This window comes from Pseudomonas sp. LPB4.O (assembly GCF_038383825.1).
Lineage (GTDB): Bacteria > Pseudomonadota > Gammaproteobacteria > Pseudomonadales > Pseudomonadaceae > Aquipseudomonas > Aquipseudomonas putida.
In genome coordinates, this window is record NZ_CP151298.1 from 4806595 (window position 1) to 4822301 (window position 15707).

At 62.8% G+C, this 15707-nt stretch carries 12 protein-coding genes; 6 read left to right on the plus strand and 6 right to left on the minus strand.

Going from position 1 to position 15707, the window contains the following annotated elements; all coding sequences use genetic code 11:
* Nucleotides 1-6 precede the first annotated feature (6 nt).
* Nucleotides 7-699 (plus strand): tRNA (N6-threonylcarbamoyladenosine(37)-N6)-methyltransferase TrmO, encoded by a 693-nt coding sequence (gene tsaA, locus MRBLPB4O_RS21745; protein WP_059394717.1) that lies wholly within the window; start codon nt 7-9, stop codon nt 697-699.
* A gap of 74 nt (nt 700-773) precedes the next feature.
* Here the strand turns inward: tsaA and MRBLPB4O_RS21750 are convergent, their stop codons facing one another.
* The 4 genes from MRBLPB4O_RS21750 to MRBLPB4O_RS21765 all read right to left on the minus strand — a co-directional run bounded on the left by MRBLPB4O_RS21750 (nt 774) and on the right by MRBLPB4O_RS21765 (nt 5162).
* On the minus strand, nt 774-2096 hold the full coding sequence (locus MRBLPB4O_RS21750; RefSeq protein ID WP_016488678.1) for a dicarboxylate/amino acid:cation symporter: 1323 nt from the start codon (nt 2094-2096) through the stop codon (nt 774-776).
* Nucleotides 2097-2403: 307 nt separating this feature from the next.
* Nucleotides 2404-3750 (minus strand): ATP-binding protein, encoded by a 1347-nt coding sequence (locus MRBLPB4O_RS21755; RefSeq protein ID WP_341796560.1) that lies wholly within the window; start codon nt 3748-3750, stop codon nt 2404-2406.
* Nucleotides 3747-4424 carry a response regulator gene (locus MRBLPB4O_RS21760; protein ID WP_341796561.1) on the minus strand — a complete coding sequence of 226 codons (678 nt, stop codon included), beginning with the start codon at nt 4422-4424 and terminating at the stop codon, nt 3747-3749. Before MRBLPB4O_RS21760 ends, MRBLPB4O_RS21755 begins: the two co-directional genes overlap by 4 nt.
* A gap of 132 nt (nt 4425-4556) precedes the next feature.
* Entirely contained in the window at nt 4557-5162 is a 606-nt protein-coding gene (locus MRBLPB4O_RS21765; protein ID WP_016488681.1) for an outer membrane beta-barrel protein, read from the minus strand.
* A gap of 129 nt (nt 5163-5291) precedes the next feature.
* Between MRBLPB4O_RS21765 and MRBLPB4O_RS21770 the strand changes: the two genes are divergently transcribed.
* On the plus strand, nt 5292-6083 hold the full coding sequence (locus tag MRBLPB4O_RS21770) for a dienelactone hydrolase family protein (RefSeq protein WP_341796562.1): 792 nt from the start codon (nt 5292-5294) through the stop codon (nt 6081-6083).
* Between the two features lie 74 nt (nt 6084-6157).
* Entirely contained in the window at nt 6158-6859 is a 702-nt protein-coding gene (locus MRBLPB4O_RS21775) for a 4'-phosphopantetheinyl transferase superfamily protein (RefSeq protein WP_341796563.1), read from the plus strand.
* A gap of 3 nt (nt 6860-6862) precedes the next feature.
* Here MRBLPB4O_RS21775 and MRBLPB4O_RS21780 read toward each other — a convergent pair whose 3' ends face one another.
* Together MRBLPB4O_RS21780 and MRBLPB4O_RS21785 are read right to left on the minus strand one after the other, a co-directional pair.
* A complete protein-coding gene (locus MRBLPB4O_RS21780) occupies nt 6863-8470 on the minus strand; it encodes an ATP-binding protein (RefSeq protein WP_341796564.1) in 1608 nt (535 codons plus the stop codon).
* Nucleotides 8467-9165 carry a response regulator transcription factor gene (locus tag MRBLPB4O_RS21785; RefSeq protein WP_341796565.1) on the minus strand — a complete coding sequence of 233 codons (699 nt, stop codon included), beginning with the start codon at nt 9163-9165 and terminating at the stop codon, nt 8467-8469. Before MRBLPB4O_RS21785 ends, MRBLPB4O_RS21780 begins: the two co-directional genes overlap by 4 nt.
* 792 nt (nt 9166-9957) lie before the next feature.
* Here MRBLPB4O_RS21785 and MRBLPB4O_RS21790 point away from each other — a divergent pair.
* From MRBLPB4O_RS21790 to MRBLPB4O_RS21800, 3 genes are all read left to right on the plus strand, one after another.
* On the plus strand, nt 9958-12837 hold the full coding sequence (locus MRBLPB4O_RS21790) for a ribonucleoside-diphosphate reductase subunit alpha (protein ID WP_341796566.1): 2880 nt from the start codon (nt 9958-9960) through the stop codon (nt 12835-12837).
* A gap of 139 nt (nt 12838-12976) precedes the next feature.
* The gene (locus tag MRBLPB4O_RS21795; protein ID WP_341796567.1) at nt 12977-13108 is read left to right on the plus strand and encodes a hypothetical protein; all 132 of its coding nucleotides are present in this window, start codon (nt 12977-12979) and stop codon (nt 13106-13108) included.
* Between the two features lie 506 nt (nt 13109-13614).
* Nucleotides 13615-14865 carry a ribonucleotide-diphosphate reductase subunit beta gene (locus MRBLPB4O_RS21800; protein WP_016498293.1) on the plus strand — a complete coding sequence of 417 codons (1251 nt, stop codon included), beginning with the start codon at nt 13615-13617 and terminating at the stop codon, nt 14863-14865.
* Nucleotides 14866-15707 lie beyond the last annotated feature (842 nt).

Sequence of the window (15707 nt, forward strand, 5' to 3'; positions counted from 1 at the left end):
GTGGCCATGCAGCATACGGTTGCACCCGTCGGCATCGTCCGCTCCTGCTTCAAGGAGAAATTCGCCATCCCGCGCCAGCCCCAACTGGCGCCTGCGGCGCGGGGCGTGCTCGAACTGCTGCCGCCGTTCGACCAAGGTGATGCGGTCGAAGGCCTGGAGCAGGTCAGCCATGTCTGGCTACTGTTCCTGTTTCACCAGGCCCTCGAGGACAAGCCGCGCCTGAAAGTGCGGCCACCGCGTCTGGGCGGCAACAAGAGCATGGGGGTGTTCGCCACTCGTGCCACCCACCGGCCAAACGGCATCGGCCAGTCGGTCGTGCGCCTGGAGGGTGTAGAGCCTGGGCGCCTGTTGCTGTCCGGGATCGACCTGCTCGATGGCACGCCGGTACTGGACATCAAGCCGTATGTGCCGTACGCCGACTGCATTACAGACGCCAGCAACCAGATGGCCAACGCAGCGCCCGCCGCGATTGCCGTGCAGTGGGGCGAAAACGCCCTGCCCCAGGCCCGCGAGCATGCACTGCGCCTGGCTGAACCGCTGGTAGAACTGATAGAACAATGCCTGGCGCAAGACCCGCGCCCGGCCTACCAGGTACCACCGGCCGAGCGTGTGTACGGAGTGAAGTTCTGGGATGTGCAGGTGAGGTGGCATTACCCTCAGCCGGAGGTGATCCGGGTGTTGGAGGTGGTGCTGGCCTGACCGCGCACCGACGCGAACAGCGCACATGAAAAAGGCGACCCGAAGGTCGCCTTTTTCGTACTACAGCCGCGCGATCAGCGCGCTGGGCCTTCGGCCACGCCCAGGTCATCAGTTGGACGGGTATCGACCAGCGGTGCACCACCGGAGGCCAGCTCGGAGGCCAGCTTGTCGTTGTCCATTTCCTTGACCCACTTGGCCACGACCACGGTGGCAACGGCATTGCCCACCAGGTTGGTCAGTGCGCGGGCTTCAGACATGAAGCGGTCGATGCCGAGGATCAGCGCCAGGCCAGCTACCGGCAGGTGGCCAACAGCCGACAGGGTGGCGGCCAGCACGATGAAGCCCGAACCGGTGACGCCGGCAGCACCTTTGGAAGCCACCAGCAGCACCAGCAGCAGGGTAATCTGGTGGGTGATGTCCATGGTGGTGTCGGTGGCCTGGGCGATGAACACCGCAGCCATGGTCAGGTAGATCGAGGTGCCGTCCAGGTTGAACGAGTAACCGGTCGGAATGACCAGGCCGACGACCGACTTCTTCGCGCCCAGGCGCTCCATCTTGGCCAGCATGCGTGGCAGGGCCGATTCCGAGGAAGAAGTGCCCAGCACGATCAGCAGCTCTTCACGGATATAGCGGATCAGCTTGAGCACGCTGAAGCCGTGGGCGCGGCAGATACCGCCCAGCACCACCAGCACGAACAGCAGGCAGGTGATGTAGAAGCACGCCATCAGGTAGCCCAGTTGCACCAGCGAACCCACGCCGTACTGGCCGATGGTGAAGGCCATGGCGCCGAAAGCACCGATCGGGGCCAGTTTCATGATCATGTTGATGATGTTGAACATGACATGGGCGAAGCGGTCGATCATGTCCAGCAACGGCTTGCCGTAGCTGCCCAGGCGGTGCAGGGCAAAGCCGAACAGCACCGAGAACATCAGCACCTGCAGGATGTCGCCGTTGGCGAAGGCACCCACTACCGTGTTAGGGATGACATTGAGCAGGAAGCCGACGGTGGTCTGCTGTGCGCCGGCGGCGGCGTAGGCGGCCACGCTGCTGGCGTTCAGGGTGCTGACGTCGATGTGCATGCCAGCGCCCGGCTTGACCACGTTGACGACGACGAGGCCGATGATCAGGGCGATGGTGGAGACGATTTCAAAGTACAGCAGCGCGTAGCCGCCAGTCTTGCCGACCGACTTCATGCTCTGCATGCCGGCGATGCCGCTGACCACGGTGCAGAAGATGATCGGGGCAATGACCATCTTGATCAGTTTGACGAAGCCGTCACCCAAGGGTTTGAGGGCGACGCCCGTTTCCGGGTAGTAGTGGCCGAGCAGGATGCCGATGGTGATGGCAACGATCACCTGGACATACAGGGATTTGTACAGCGGCTGACGTGTCGTCATGGCTCATTTTCCTCAAGTGTGCCGGTTCACCCTTCCCAGGGTGATGGGGCACCTGAATCGCTAACCCCCCTGCACTTGGAGGGATTTGTCGTTGTGTTCGAGCTGCCTGGGCAGGCCTCTGCGAAGATCAATAGCAAGGGTGGTGCCAAAATGCCCATGAAGGGTGCAAGGGCCGTATTTGCTAGGGATAAATGCCCAACGACAGGGCAATTTGCCTGAGGAAGGCTGGCGGATTTCCGCCCGGTGGCGGGTTTTGTACAGGGTGGATGGCGGGAATCCGCCCACCTGAATCAGAGGTGCCGGCCAATCAATCGAGATGGAAAGTGATTCTGAACGCCGCGCCACCCAAGGGCGAATCCCCCAGGCTGAGCTCGGCGTCATAGCTGTCGACAATGTCCTTGACCACCGCCAGCCCGATGCCTTGCCCCGGGTGCTGGCTGTCCAGCCGCTCACCGCGCTCCAGAATGCGCTCGCGCTGGTCGGCCGGCACCCCAGGCCCATCGTCTTCGATACACAAGGTCAACTGCCCAGGCGCCTGCTCTAGGCTCACCCGCACCTGGCCAAGGCTCAGGCGGTAGGCGTTTTCCAGCAGGTTGCCGAGCATTTCCAGCAAGGCGCCCTGCTCCATCGGCACCTGCGCCGCATCGGGCAATTCCAGTGCCACGCTCACCTGCTTGTCCCGGTAGACCTTGGCCAAGGTGCTGCACAGGCTGTCGAGCAACGGCCGTAGCCTCACGCTGTGGCGCACCAGGCCGCTCTTGCGCAGGCTGGCGCGTTGCAGCTGATAGTCGATCTGCTGGCTCATGCGCTCGATCTGGCTTTGCAGCACCCGCGCCTGCTCGCGCTCACCGCTGCGCTGCTGCAGGCTTTCGCCCACGCCTTGCAACACCGCCAGCGGCGTCTTCAGGCTGTGCGCCAGGTCGTCCAGCGAGTCGCGGTAGCGCGTACGCTGCTCACGCTCACTGCGCAACAGGCGGTTGAGCGAGCGGGTCAGGCGCAGCAGCTCGCGCGGGTGCTCGCCGCTCAGGCCATCGCGCGCGCCCGACTCCACTTCATCCAGCTCATGGCTAAGCCGGCGCAACGAGCGCAGGCCCCAGGTCAGGCCAGCCCATAGCAGCACCATCAGCGCCAGCAAGGCAGCACCGAAGCCCAGGTAGAGCTTCTCGCGCAGGCCATTGAGGGTGGCCGTGTACTCGCTCACCGGCTGCAGGGCGACAATGCTGTAGGCGGCACTCTGGCCCCCCAGTAGCTTTACCTCGACGTCGTAGACAAAGAACTCTTCGCCATCTGCTTGATGAATGCGGGCGAACTCATTGCCACGCCCGTCGTAGCGCGGGCGGTAGTTGATGTGCCGGTCGGCGGTGGCCCGCGACTGCCAGACCAGGTTGCCGTCGCGGTCGAAGATATAACCGAGCAGGCCCGTGTACGGCAGGTTATAGCGCTCGTCCGGCAGCAGGGCCGGCATCTGCAACTGACCATGCTCGATGCGCGCGGCGGAAATCAGCGTGGTCACATCCGAAGCCAGGCGCTGCTCGATCGACTCCTGCAGCGCCAGGCTGAAGGCCTTCTGCAAGGCCGGTAGCAGCGCCAGCATGAACAGCAAGGCCAGTACTGCGGCGGCCAGCATCAGGCGTATCCGCAGCGAGCGGATCATCGGCAGCGCTCGGTGAACAGGTAGCCCAGGCCGCGCACGGTGTCGATGGGTTTGAAGCCGTGCTCGCCCTCAAGCTTGCGGCGCAGGCGGCCGACCAGTACTTCGATGACATTGGGGTCGCGCTCCTCGTCGCCTGGGTACAGCTGCTCCATCAGGCGATCCTTGGCCACCACCTGCTGATGATGGCGCATGAGGTATTCGAGAATGCGGTACTCGTAGGCGGTCAGCGCCAGGGGCCGGTCGTCGAGGGTGGCCTGCTTGCGGTTGAGGTCGAGTACCAAGGGGCCTGCGGCGATGGTCGACTGGGTGAAGCCGCTGGAGCGGCGCAACAGGGCATTCAGCCGCGCTTCGAGCTCTTCGAACTGGAACGGTTTGACCAGATAGTCGTCGGCACCGGCGGCCAGGCCCTCGACCTTGTCCTGCCAGTTGCCGCGGGCGGTGAGGATGAGAATGGGGAAAGTCTTGTCCTGGCTGCGCAGGCGCGTGATCAGTTCCAGGCCACTGATACCAGGCAGGCCCAGGTCGATGATGGCCAGGTCGAAGTGGTACTGCCCGGCTTGGTACAGCGCCTCCTCGGCATCGGCGACCGCCTCGACCACATGGCCGCTTTCGCCCAGGCGGGTGTAGAGGTGATGGCGAAGCAGGGCTTCGTCCTCGACCACCAGCAGTTTCATGTGCAGCTCCTTAATGTGTATTGCCTGTACCGGCCTCTTCGCAGCACAAGGCTGCTCCTACAGGGGGTGGTATTCCTGTAGGAGCAGCCTTGTGCTGCGAAGAGGCCGGTACAGGATAACGCGGCTCGCCCGTCAGAACTTGTAGGAAGCAGCCAGGTATGTCTGCGCGCTGCTGGTCAGACGCAGGGTGCCGTCCTTCGGCCCGCCATGCGCACCCACTTCGGTCGCGGCATTGGTGCGCAGGTAACGGTAGCCCAGCTCCACCGAAGCCTTGTCGGTGATGTCCTGGATCACACCGGCCTGCAGGCCGTAGGCATAACCGTAGTCGGTATCCCGGCTGGCGCCTGGCGAGTCCTGGGTGAGCTTGGTCATGCCCAGGCTGCCACCGCCGAACAGTTTGGTGGTATCGCCCACCGGCAGGAACAGGTCGTAGCTGCCCAGCAGGTTTTCCTGGCGCAACTTCAGGCCACTGTGGTCACCCGAGACGTTGTCGTAGGTCATGTAGTAGCGGCCCTGATCGTTGATCTTGCCCACACGTACACCCCAGGTGTCGTCCTTGCCGATGATGCCATCGGCGTTGAGCTGGTCGGTGTTGCGCTGCAGCAGGCCGGACTTGCGAACCTTGTCGCTGGTCTGGCCGTAGGTGAGGCTGGCGAAGTTGTCGTCGGCGGCCTGGGCAGTGGTGATGCCAGCGGCACAGACGGCCATGGCGGCAAGCAGGGTGTTGAAGGTTTTCATGGCTGGTTACTCCAGTTGGGTGCGCTGTTTCGGTCTGGAAGCTAGAGTAAGGAGGGCACCCTGAACCGCGACTGAACCCTGGCTGAACCTCGGCTGAACGAACTGTCTGCAAGACAAGGAGTAGTAAAGATGCGTGCCCTGCTGGCCCTGACCCTGATGTGCAGCGCCGCCCTCGCCCAAGCGGCGGTAATGACCCGTGAAATTCCCTACCAGGACGCCGACGGCAACCGCCTGGTCGGCTACTACGCCTATGACGATGCGCTGGACGACAAACGCCCAGGCATCGTCGTGGTGCATGAATGGTGGGGCCTGAACGACTATGCCAAGCGCCGTGCACGAGACCTCGCGGCCCTGGGCTATAAAGCGCTGGCCATCGACATGTACGGCGATGGCCAGCACACCGAGCATCCGCAGGAGGCCCAGGCATTCATGGCCGAAGCGATGAAGGACCCGGCCGCGGCAGCAGCACGCTTCGACGCGGGCCTGGAGCTGTTGAAAAAGCAGCCGAACGTCAACAAGCACCAACTGGGTGCTGTGGGCTACTGCTTTGGCGGCAAGGTGGTGCTCGATGCCGCACGCAGGGGGGAGAAACTGGACGGCGTGGTGAGCTTCCATGGCGCGCTGGCCACCCAGACGCCGGCCAAGCCTGGCGTCGTGCGGGCGGACATCCTGGTTGAACATGGCGCTGCGGACAGCATGGTCACCCAGCAGCAGGTGGAGGCGTTCAAGGCGGAAATGGATGCGGCCAAGGTCAACTACCAGTTCGTCAGCATTGACGGTGCCAAGCATGGGTTTACCAACCCAGATGCAGACCGACTGAGCCATGGCGAACATGGTGGACCGGACATTGGCTACAACAAGGCAGCGGACGAGAGCTCCTGGGCGGATATGCAGGCGTTCTTCAAGAAGGTGTTCAAATAAGGATTGTCGGGGCTGCGTTGCAGCCCCAGCAATCCCACCTCCCACACCGCCGCTGCGGCTGGCACAATAGCGCCATGAACACTCTCCCAGCCTGCTGCGCCCCGCTCCAGCACCACTGGCCCTTGCCTCGCCCGCTGCCCGGCGCGGTGCTGGTCAGTTGCGCCTTCGACCCTGCCCGCCTGGCATCCGACGACTTCCAGCGCGCCGGCCTCGTGCCCAGCGCAAGCCTGCAGCGCTCGGTGGCCAAGCGCCAGGCTGAGTACCTGGCCGGTCGCGTATGCGCGCGCGCGGCGCTGCAGCGCCTGGACGGTCGCGACTACGTGCCCGGCACCCATGAGGACCGCTCGCCGATCTGGCCGGCGGGCGTTCGCGGCTCGATCACCCACGGCAAAGGCTGGGCCGCCGCCGTAGTCGCCGCCGAGGGCAGTTGCCAGGGCCTGGGCCTGGATCAGGAAGCCTTGCTGGATGACGAACGCGCCGAACGGCTGATGGCCGAAATCCTCACCCCGCCCGAGCTCGAACGCCTGGACCGCCGTCAACTCGGCCTGACGGTCACCTTGACCTTCTCGCTGAAGGAAAGCCTGTTCAAGACCCTCTACCCGCTGACCCGCCAGCGCTTCTATTTCGAACACGCCGAAGTGCTGGACTGGTCCACCGAAGGGCTGGCCCGCCTGCGCCTGCTCACCGACCTGTCGCCGCAGTGGCGCCAAGGCGCCGAGTTGCAAGGCCAGTTCTGCCTGCAGGACGGCCACCTGCTCAGCCTGGTCAGCGTCTGACCTTTACTGTGGCGCTTGCTGGCGTGGCCAGTTCAGGCTGAAGCAGGCACCACCCAACGCTTCGCTACGCCCCACCGTCGCCCGGCCCGTGTGCCAGTAGATGATTCGCCGCACGATCGACAGGCCCAGGCCGTGCCCACCCGAAGCACGGGTGCGGCTGTCGTCCAGGCGGGTGAACGGGGTGAAGATACGGTCCCAGAAGCCCTCGGGGATCCCCGGGCCGTCATCTTCGACATCAATGCGGCACCGCTGCTGCCCCAACTGGTAACTCACGCGCACCTCAGATCCGGCATGGCGCATGGCGTTGCCGACCAGGTTCTGCAGTGCCCGGTGCAAGTACCGCGGCTCGGCCTCGACCCAGGCGCCTTCGGCATCCGCGCCCTGGCAGTCGCCGCGCACGACCCGCACCTCGGCACGCAACGGGGCCAGCTCTTCGATCACCCGCGCGAGCAAGGCATCCAGGTCGACCCGCTGGAACTTCAAGGCCGGCGCGCCTTGCTCCAGCCGGGCGTAGGTCAGCATTTCGTCGACCAGCTTGTCGAGGTCCTGGATATCCCCGTCCATGCCGGCCAGATGCTTGGCGCGTGCCTGTTCGGTGGTGGCACTTTCGATCATCTCCAGGCCAAAGCGCAGGCGCGCAACCGGCGTACGCAACTCGTGGGACACCGCCCGCACCAGCTCGCGCTGCATGCTCAGCGAGCGCTGCAGGTGCTCGGCCATGCCGTTGAAGGCGGCGGCCAGGCGCCCTACCGAGTCGGCGTCGCCTGCGGGCACGCGGGTGTCCAGGCTGCCCTGGGCGATGCGTGTGGCGGCAATCTCCAGGCCCGACACGCGGCGCTCCAGCTGGCGCACCAGCAGGTAGACCACCAGGCCGATCAGGCACAGGCCGAGAAAAGTAATCAGGATCAGCAACTGCGGCGGATACGGGTTGAGCTGGTACAGCGGGCCAATCTCCAGCACCCAGGGCGAGCCTGCCAGCCCGGCAAACACACGAATCGAGTCGCCATCCTTGCCCAGCGCCATGACGGTGTCGCCCTCCTCGACCCGGCGCCGCTGATCATCGTCCAGGCTAACCCGCTCGATGCGCTGCAAGGCGACGCCAAAACCGAAGCCCTTTTCCTGCTTGATCTGTGCCAGTCGCTGCTGCTGCTCGGTTATAGGGTAGCGAACCAGTTCATCGGCCAACAGATACAGCGTGGCCCGCGCCAGTTGCTCGCTTATCTGTTTGATCTGCGCCACCAGCATCAGGTCTTCCTGGCCCACCTTGCGCAGCACTTGCGCCGCATGTGGGCCGGTCTTTTCGACCACCACCAGGCCGCGGTACAGGCGCGCCCGCTGGCCGCCGTCAAGGCTGCGCGCAGTCATCGGTTGCAGCGCCAGCGGCACACCGAGCAGTCGCTCCCAGATCAGCAGCGAGCGCTTGCGTTCGGTTGCATTCTGCTGGGCCAGGTTGTCAGCCATCAGGCTGAAGGTGCCTTGGGCCAGGCCCTCCCGGTGCTGAGCGGCGCGCACTTCGTTGGCCAGGTGCAGGCTGAGCACGCCGAGCAGGGCCACCAGCACCAGCACCGCCAGCATGCCGCCGTAGATGCGCAGAAAGATCGAGTTGTTCATGGCGCTTCGCCGACAAACAGGTAGCCCTTGCTGCGCAGGGTCTTGATCAGCCGTGGCTGAAGCGGGTCATCGCCGATCTTGGGGCGGATTTTGGAGATGCGTATGTCGATGGAACGGTCTTGGCCGTCGTAGCCCACGCCACGCAGCGCGGTGAAGATCTGTTCGCGGGTCAGTACCCGGCCGGCGTTGCTGGCCAGCAGCCAGAGCAGGTCGAATTCGGCACCGGTCAGCTCGATCAGCTGGTCGCCCAGGCGCGCCTCGCGCAGGCGGTTGTCGATACGCAGCGCGCCAAAGACCAGGTCCTGGCGCTTGCTGTCCACGGCTTCGCTGCGGCGCAGCAGGGCCTGGATACGCGCCAGCAGCAGGCGTGGGCGTACCGGTTTGCAGACGTAGTCGTCGGCACCCAGGTCCAGGCCCTGGACCTGGTCGAGTTCGTCGCTGCGTGCGGTGAGCATGAGGATCGGCCCGGGGTACTGGCTGCGCACCCGGCGGCAGATGCTCAGGCCGTCCTCGCCAGGCAGCATGAGGTCGAGGATGACCAGATCGGGCTGGCTGTCGACGATGCGCCGGGCGGCGCGGGCGCCATCGCCCTCCACCGCGACCTCGAAGCCGTTGGCCTGCAGGTACTCGGCGGTGAGCTCGGCCAGGCGCTGGTCGTCTTCGACGATGAGGATGCGGGGTGCGGGGTGGTCCATGGCCTCTGCCTTTGCTTGTTGTTTTTTTATTACCGGTACCGGCCTCTTCGCAGCACAAGGCTGCTCCTACAGGAGACGGCGCTCTTCTGTGGGGCCGGTACAGGCAACATAACCCTTTCACCAAAAGGCAACATCCCCCCTGGATACTAAGCCCCACGCCCGGCATTGCCAAACCGCCCGCAGCGGGCTCGACTGAACCGTTTTTTGTGATAGGGTTCGCGCCCGAAAAAAACTGCCATGGGGCAGCAAGGCGCAGAAAAATACTGCAAACCACTTGGCACAAGGCCTACAGCGAATACCCACCATTCACTCACAAAGTACGCACACGTTATCCACAGGCGCTCGCCTTGCAAAGCCCCCAATACCGCATTATCTTGTATCCCGAACGCAGCGAACCACTACATATAGGGGTTCGTGCAAAATCACACACAAAAGTCAACCCGCAAAATCAAGCGATTTTCCGAGCTGAACTTCAGGTGATTTCAGCAGCCAAACCGCTCCTGCGGAGGCGACCGAGGCAAGCCCTTCCAAGGCCTTGTTCGGGTATGGGTGTTGCAGGCCTGGCCTGGCATCCATCAGCAACAGTTTTTGGGCCCCGCCCAAAACCTTTGACTTCGGCCAGGGAGCGGCAAGCCATTGCCCCTTATTCCTGAGTCTGTCCCGAAGTCGGTACGCCCGTGCGGGCGGATGCGTATGCATTGCGCATCCCCGCCGGGCCATCGAGCAACTGGACGGAACGGTGGGCGCCCAAAAGGCGCCTGAACAATATAGAAACTGTGGAGACACCCACCCATGCAAACCGACACAACTCGCGAGAACCCGCAGGCCAAGGTGCCGCAGGCCGCCGATTCCAACCAGGATCTGGCCGCCACTGCCCCTGGCCAACTGCGCGTGATCAAGCGTAACGGCACTGTCGTCCCCTACACCGACGACAAGATCACCGTTGCCATCACCAAGGCGTTCCTTGCAGTTGAAGGCGGCACCGCGGCCGCTTCGTCGCGCATCCACGACACCGTCGCGCGCCTGACAGAACAGGTGACCGCCACGTTCAAACGTCGCATGCCATCGGGTGGCACCATCCACATCGAAGAAATCCAGGACCAGGTAGAACTGGCCCTGATGCGCGCAGGCGAGCAGAAAGTTGCCCGCGACTACGTGATCTACCGCGACCAGCGCGCCAAGGAGCGTGCCACCCGCGCCAACACCGACGCCGTGGTCGAGCCGCACCCGAGCATCCGCATCACCCTGGCCGACGGCAGCCTGGCGCCGCTCGACATGGCCCGCCTGAACACCATCATCAGCGAAGCCTGCGAAGGCCTGGCCGAAGTCGATGGCGACCTGATCCAGCGCGAAACCCTGAAGAACCTGTACGACGGTGTAGCCATCAAGGACGTCAACACCGCCCTGGTGATGACCGCCCGTACCCTGGTAGAGCGCGAGCCGAACTACTCGTTCGTTACCGCCCGCCTGCTGATGGACACCCTGCGCGCCGAAGGCCTTGGCTTCCTGAATGTAGCCGACAGCGCCACCCACCACGAGATGGCTGACCTGTACGCCAATGCCCTGCCGGCCTACATCGCCAAAGGTATCGAGTTCGAGCTGCTGAACCCGGCCCTGGCTGACTTCGACCTGGAAAAACTGGGCAAGGCGATCAACCACGAGCGCGACCAGCAGTTCACCTACCTGGGCCTGCAAACCCTGTACGACCGTTACTTCATCCACAAGGATGGCGTGCGCTTCGAGCTGCCTCAGGTGTTCTTCATGCGTGTGGCCATGGGCCTGGCGCTGGAAGAGAAAGACAAGGAAGCCCGTGCGATCGAGTTCTACAACCTGTTGTCGTCCTTCGACTACATGGCCTCGACCCCGACCCTGTTCAACGCCGGTACCCTGCGCCCGCAGCTGTCCAGCTGCTACCTGACCACCGTGCCGGACGACCTGTCGGGCATCTACCACGCGATCCACGACAACGCCATGCTGTCGAAATTCGCCGGTGGCCTGGGCAACGACTGGACCCCTGTGCGTGCACTGGGCTCCTACATCAAGGGCACCAACGGCAAGTCCCAGGGCGTCGTACCGTTCCTGAAAGTGGTCAACGACACCGCCGTTGCCGTCAACCAGGGTGGCAAGCGCAAGGGCGCCGTGTGTGCCTACCTGGAAACCTGGCACCTGGACATCGAAGAGTTCATCGAGCTGCGCAAGAACACCGGTGATGACCGTCGTCGTACCCACGACATGAACACCGCCAACTGGATCCCTGACCTGTTCATGAAGCGTGTCTTCGATGACGGCAAATGGACCCTGTTCTCGCCTTCGGAAGTGCCAGACCTGCACGACCTGACCGGCAAGGCCTTCGAAGAGCGCTACGAGTACTACGAAGCCCTGACCGAGTACAACAAGATCAAGGTGTTCAAGACCATCCAGGCCAAAGACCTGTGGCGCAAGATGCTGTCGATGCTGTTCGAGACCGGCCACCCGTGGCTGACCTTCAAGGACCCGTGCAACCTGCGTTCGCCGCAGCAGCACGTAGGCGTGGTTCACAGCTCGAACCTGTGCACCGAGATCACCTTGAACACCAACAAGGACGAGATCGCGGTCTGCAACCTGGGCTCGATCAACCTGCCGAACCACATCGTCGACGGCAAGCTGGACACCGTTAAGCTGCAACGCACCGTGAACACCGCCGTGCGCATGCTCGACAACGTGATCGACATCAACTACTACTCGGTGCCGCAAGCGCGTAACTCGAACCTCAAGCACCGCCCGGTCGGCCTGGGCATCATGGGCTTCCAGGACGCACTGTACCTGCAGCACATCGCCTACGGCTCCGACGCTGCCGTCGAGTTCGCCGACAAGTCGATGGAAGCGGTCAGCTACTTCGCGATCCAGGCGTCCTGCGACCTGGCCGACGAGCGTGGCGCCTACGAGACCTTCCAGGGTTCGCTGTGGTCCAAAGGCATCCTGCCGCTGGATTCGCAACAGATCCTGATCGAGGCCCGTGGCCAGAAGTACATCGACGTCGACCTGAACGAGACCCTGGACTGGGCGCCGGTGCGTGCTCGCGTACAAAAAGGTATTCGTAACTCGAACATCATGGCCATCGCGCCAACCGCGACCATCGCCAACATCACCGGCGTGTCGCAGTCGATCGAGCCGACCTACCAGAACCTGTACGTGAAATCGAACCTGTCGGGCGAGTTCACCGTGATCAACCCGTACCTGGTCCGTGACCTGAAGGCCCGCGGCCTGTGGGACTCGGTCATGATCAACGACCTGAAGTACTACGACGGTTCGGTGCAGCAGATCGAGCGTATCCCGCAAGAGCTGAAAGACCTGTACGCCACCGCGTTCGAAGTCGAGACCAAGTGGATTGTCGACGCTGCCTCCCGTCGCCAGAAGTGGATCGACCAGGCTCAGTCGCTGAACCTGTACATCGCGGGTGCATCGGGCAAGAAGCTGGACGTGACCTACCGCATGGCCTGGTACCGTGGCCTGAAAACCACCTACTACCTCCGTGCCCTGGCTGCGACCAGCACCGAGAAGTCGACCATCAACACCGGCAAGCTCAACGCCGTTTCCAGCGGTGGCGACAGCGCCCCGGTCCAGGCAGCCGGCCCAGCGCCAGTGCCGAAGGCCTGCGCGATCGACGAGCCTGACTGCGAAGCCTGCCAGTAAGGCCTGAATGCCGCGCGGGGTGCCTACGGGTGCCCCGCGCGGCATTTTTGTATCCGTGCCTCAGAGAAACCCTGCCCTTTGCCCACCGCTCGCGCGGCTCGGTAAAAGAACAGGACCTCTCAAAACAGGACGCAAGCCCATGGCCCGGAAAAAAGTGGCAACTCGCAAGATTGGTCGTAATGCTGAAACCGGCCGTTTTACCTCGGTAGAAGTAGCACGCAAACAACCCAAGACGCATATCGTCGAAACGCTGCGCAGCCACCGCTGCTAGTGTTGTGTGCCCCGGCCTCATCGCCGGCAAGCCAACTCCCACAGGTATTGCATCGCCCTGCAGCCAGGCGCGGTGCCTGTGGGAGCTGGCTTGCCGGCGATGAGGCCGGGCACACAACAAAATCCCCTCAAAAACACTATATGATGTGCCTTAAATTTAAACTGGCACAACATATAGGTTAGCGCTACACTCTCCCCCCGTAGAAGAACACAGCCATTTCGTGAACGGATGCACGCAAAACCGGTCGAAAAGTTACCTTCGCCCGCAAGACATGCGCCCCGATCGAAGGTGAATTCCGGTATACTTTGCGCCCTCTGAAAAGAGCGCCATTCAATTGTCCTGGCCCCTCCCCGAGGCCTGGCCAGGTACAAGCCAGAACACATTCAGATGTAAACGAGAGTCAGCCTCTCGAGCTGTCCATTCGCCGTTACCGGCCTTGCGTCAGGCATCACATTTTTAAAATCCAACCGGTTGCCCCAGGGCGACCCTCAAGCAGGAGCCAAACCATGCTGAGCTGGGACGAATTCGATAACGAAGACGGCGAAGTAGCCGCCAAAGGCAACACCCCTGCGCAGGCCGCTGCCGCCGCCACCCTCGACAAGCTCGACAGCGCCGGTGGTGCGGCCGCTCTGGAAGCTCGCGCTGCTACCGCGTCGGATTCCGAAGCCGTCAAACGTGCCAAAGCTGCCCTCGACGCCCTCGACGTGGCCGAAGGCCTGGCCGAGCTGGAAGGTTCTTCTGCCCGTGTCGCGGTAGACGAAAAGCGCATGATCAACTGCCGCGCCGACCTGAACCAGCTGGTACCGTTCAAGTATGACTGGGCCTGGCAGAAGTACCTGGACGGCTGCGCCAACCACTGGATGCCGCAAGAGGTCAACATGACCGCCGACATCGCCCTGTGGAAGAGCCAGGACGGCCTGACCGAAGACGAGCGCCGCATCGTCATGCGCAACCTCGGCTTCTTCTCCACCGCCGACTCGCTGGTTGCCAACAACCTTGCCCTGGCCGTGTACCGCCTGATCACAAACCCGGAGTGCCGCCAGTACATCCTGCGCCAGGCCTTCGAAGAGGCGATCCACACCCACGCCTACCAGTACTGCATCGAGTCGCTGGGCATGGATGAAGGCGAGATCTTCAACATGTACCACGAGATCCCGTCGGTCGCCAAGAAAGCCGCCTGGGGCCTGAAGTACACCCGCGCCATCTCCGACCCGGAATTCAACACCGGCACCGTCGAAACCGACAAAGAGCTGCTGCGCAACCTGATTGCCTACTACTGCGTCCTGGAAGGTATCTTCTTCTACTGCGGCTTCACCCAGATCCTGTCCATGGGCCGCCGTAACAAGATGACCGGCGTCGCCGAGCAGTTCCAGTACATCCTGCGTGACGAGTCGATGCACCTGAACTTCGGCATCGACGTGATCAACCAGATCAAGATCGAAAACCCACATCTGTGGGATGCGGCGATGAAGGAAGAAGCGACCCAGATGATCCTGCAAGGGACCCAGCTGGAGATCGAATACGCCCGCGACACCATGCCACGCGGGGTGCTGGGCATGAACGCGGCGATGATGGAGGACTACCTCAAGTTCATTGCCAACCGTCGTTTGACCCAGATTGGCCTGAAAGAAGAATATCCAGGGACTACCAACCCGTTCCCATGGATGAGCGAGATCATGGACTTGAAGAAAGAGAAAAACTTCTTTGAGACGCGTGTGATCGAGTATCAGACGGGTGGTGCTTTGAGCTGGGACTGATTGTCCGGGCTGAACATCGAGAAGGCTGCCAATTGGCAGCCTTTTTTATTGGTAGAGGAAGCATCGCAAGTCAGCGGACGGTTTCGCCTGTGTGGCCTATTCGCGGGCCAGCCCGCTCCCACAGAACGGCTTCATCTTCCTCGGTCATCAGGACTGGCCTGAAGGGTAGCTGGCCCCGCTCCGCTATATATTGCAGAGCCTGTCGAATGCACTGATCTTGGGGATTCTGCAATGGCGAATTGTTTGCCGGGGCCGCTGTGCGGCCCTTTCGCGGCACAAGGCCGCTCCTACAGGGAATTGCGTAGCAGAGGAGATTTGCCAAGGTAGCTGACGGCCGTGGCGCCAGGGAGCGCTGGATCTTAGGCGGGAAGCGTGGCGGAAAAGGAAGAGGCCCCGCCCACGCCGACAAGAGGGGTACGGCACCAACGAGGATGCCGGGACTGGACATGCCAGTCTACGTGGTCGAGGGCGAGGCCAGATCTGAAGATAGCGCAGGCTAGCGGCAGAGTCAGTCAATCAGATTTGATTTGTAAATCTTGTCCCGCGTACGGCGCGTGGAATGCAGCAACTGGGACCCTACCTGCTCAGCTATCAGCCGTTGACAGCTCACCTCCCACTTGCTAATAATCGCCCACAGTTGTACGACAACACATAACAAAAACAACAATCAGTGGACGATCCCATGTCGACCCCCATCCCGCTCCACCCACGTCTGTTGCACACCCCTCTTCGCCCGGCCAGCTCGCGTACACCTGCCGCTACGTAGCGCCCGGTTACCGCGCATTCACCCCTGGCCCTGACCGGCCCGTTAACTACCCGCCCCTGCCGCAGGCCGCTTGCGC

Bases quoted from the DNA above. Each gene is read 5' to 3' on its own strand.
- tsaA (WP_059394717.1), top strand. From the start codon at position 7: ATGCAGCATACGGTTGCACCCGTCGGCATCGTCCGCTCCTGCTTCAAG.
- MRBLPB4O_RS21750 (WP_016488678.1), bottom strand. From the start codon at position 2,096: ATGACGACACGTCAGCCGCTGTACAAATCCCTGTATGTCCAGGTGATC.
- MRBLPB4O_RS21755 (WP_341796560.1), bottom strand. From the start codon at position 3,750: ATGATCCGCTCGCTGCGGATACGCCTGATGCTGGCCGCCGCAGTACTG.
- MRBLPB4O_RS21760 (WP_341796561.1), bottom strand. From the start codon at position 4,424: ATGAAACTGCTGGTGGTCGAGGACGAAGCCCTGCTTCGCCATCACCTC.
- MRBLPB4O_RS21765 (WP_016488681.1), bottom strand. From the start codon at position 5,162: ATGAAAACCTTCAACACCCTGCTTGCCGCCATGGCCGTCTGTGCCGCT.
- MRBLPB4O_RS21770 (WP_341796562.1), top strand. From the start codon at position 5,292: ATGCGTGCCCTGCTGGCCCTGACCCTGATGTGCAGCGCCGCCCTCGCC.
- MRBLPB4O_RS21775 (WP_341796563.1), top strand. From the start codon at position 6,158: ATGAACACTCTCCCAGCCTGCTGCGCCCCGCTCCAGCACCACTGGCCC.
- MRBLPB4O_RS21780 (WP_341796564.1), bottom strand. From the start codon at position 8,470: ATGAACAACTCGATCTTTCTGCGCATCTACGGCGGCATGCTGGCGGTG.
- MRBLPB4O_RS21785 (WP_341796565.1), bottom strand. From the start codon at position 9,165: ATGGACCACCCCGCACCCCGCATCCTCATCGTCGAAGACGACCAGCGC.
- MRBLPB4O_RS21790 (WP_341796566.1), top strand. From the start codon at position 9,958: ATGCAAACCGACACAACTCGCGAGAACCCGCAGGCCAAGGTGCCGCAG.
- MRBLPB4O_RS21795 (WP_341796567.1), top strand. From the start codon at position 12,977: ATGGCCCGGAAAAAAGTGGCAACTCGCAAGATTGGTCGTAATGCTGAA.
- MRBLPB4O_RS21800 (WP_016498293.1), top strand. From the start codon at position 13,615: ATGCTGAGCTGGGACGAATTCGATAACGAAGACGGCGAAGTAGCCGCC.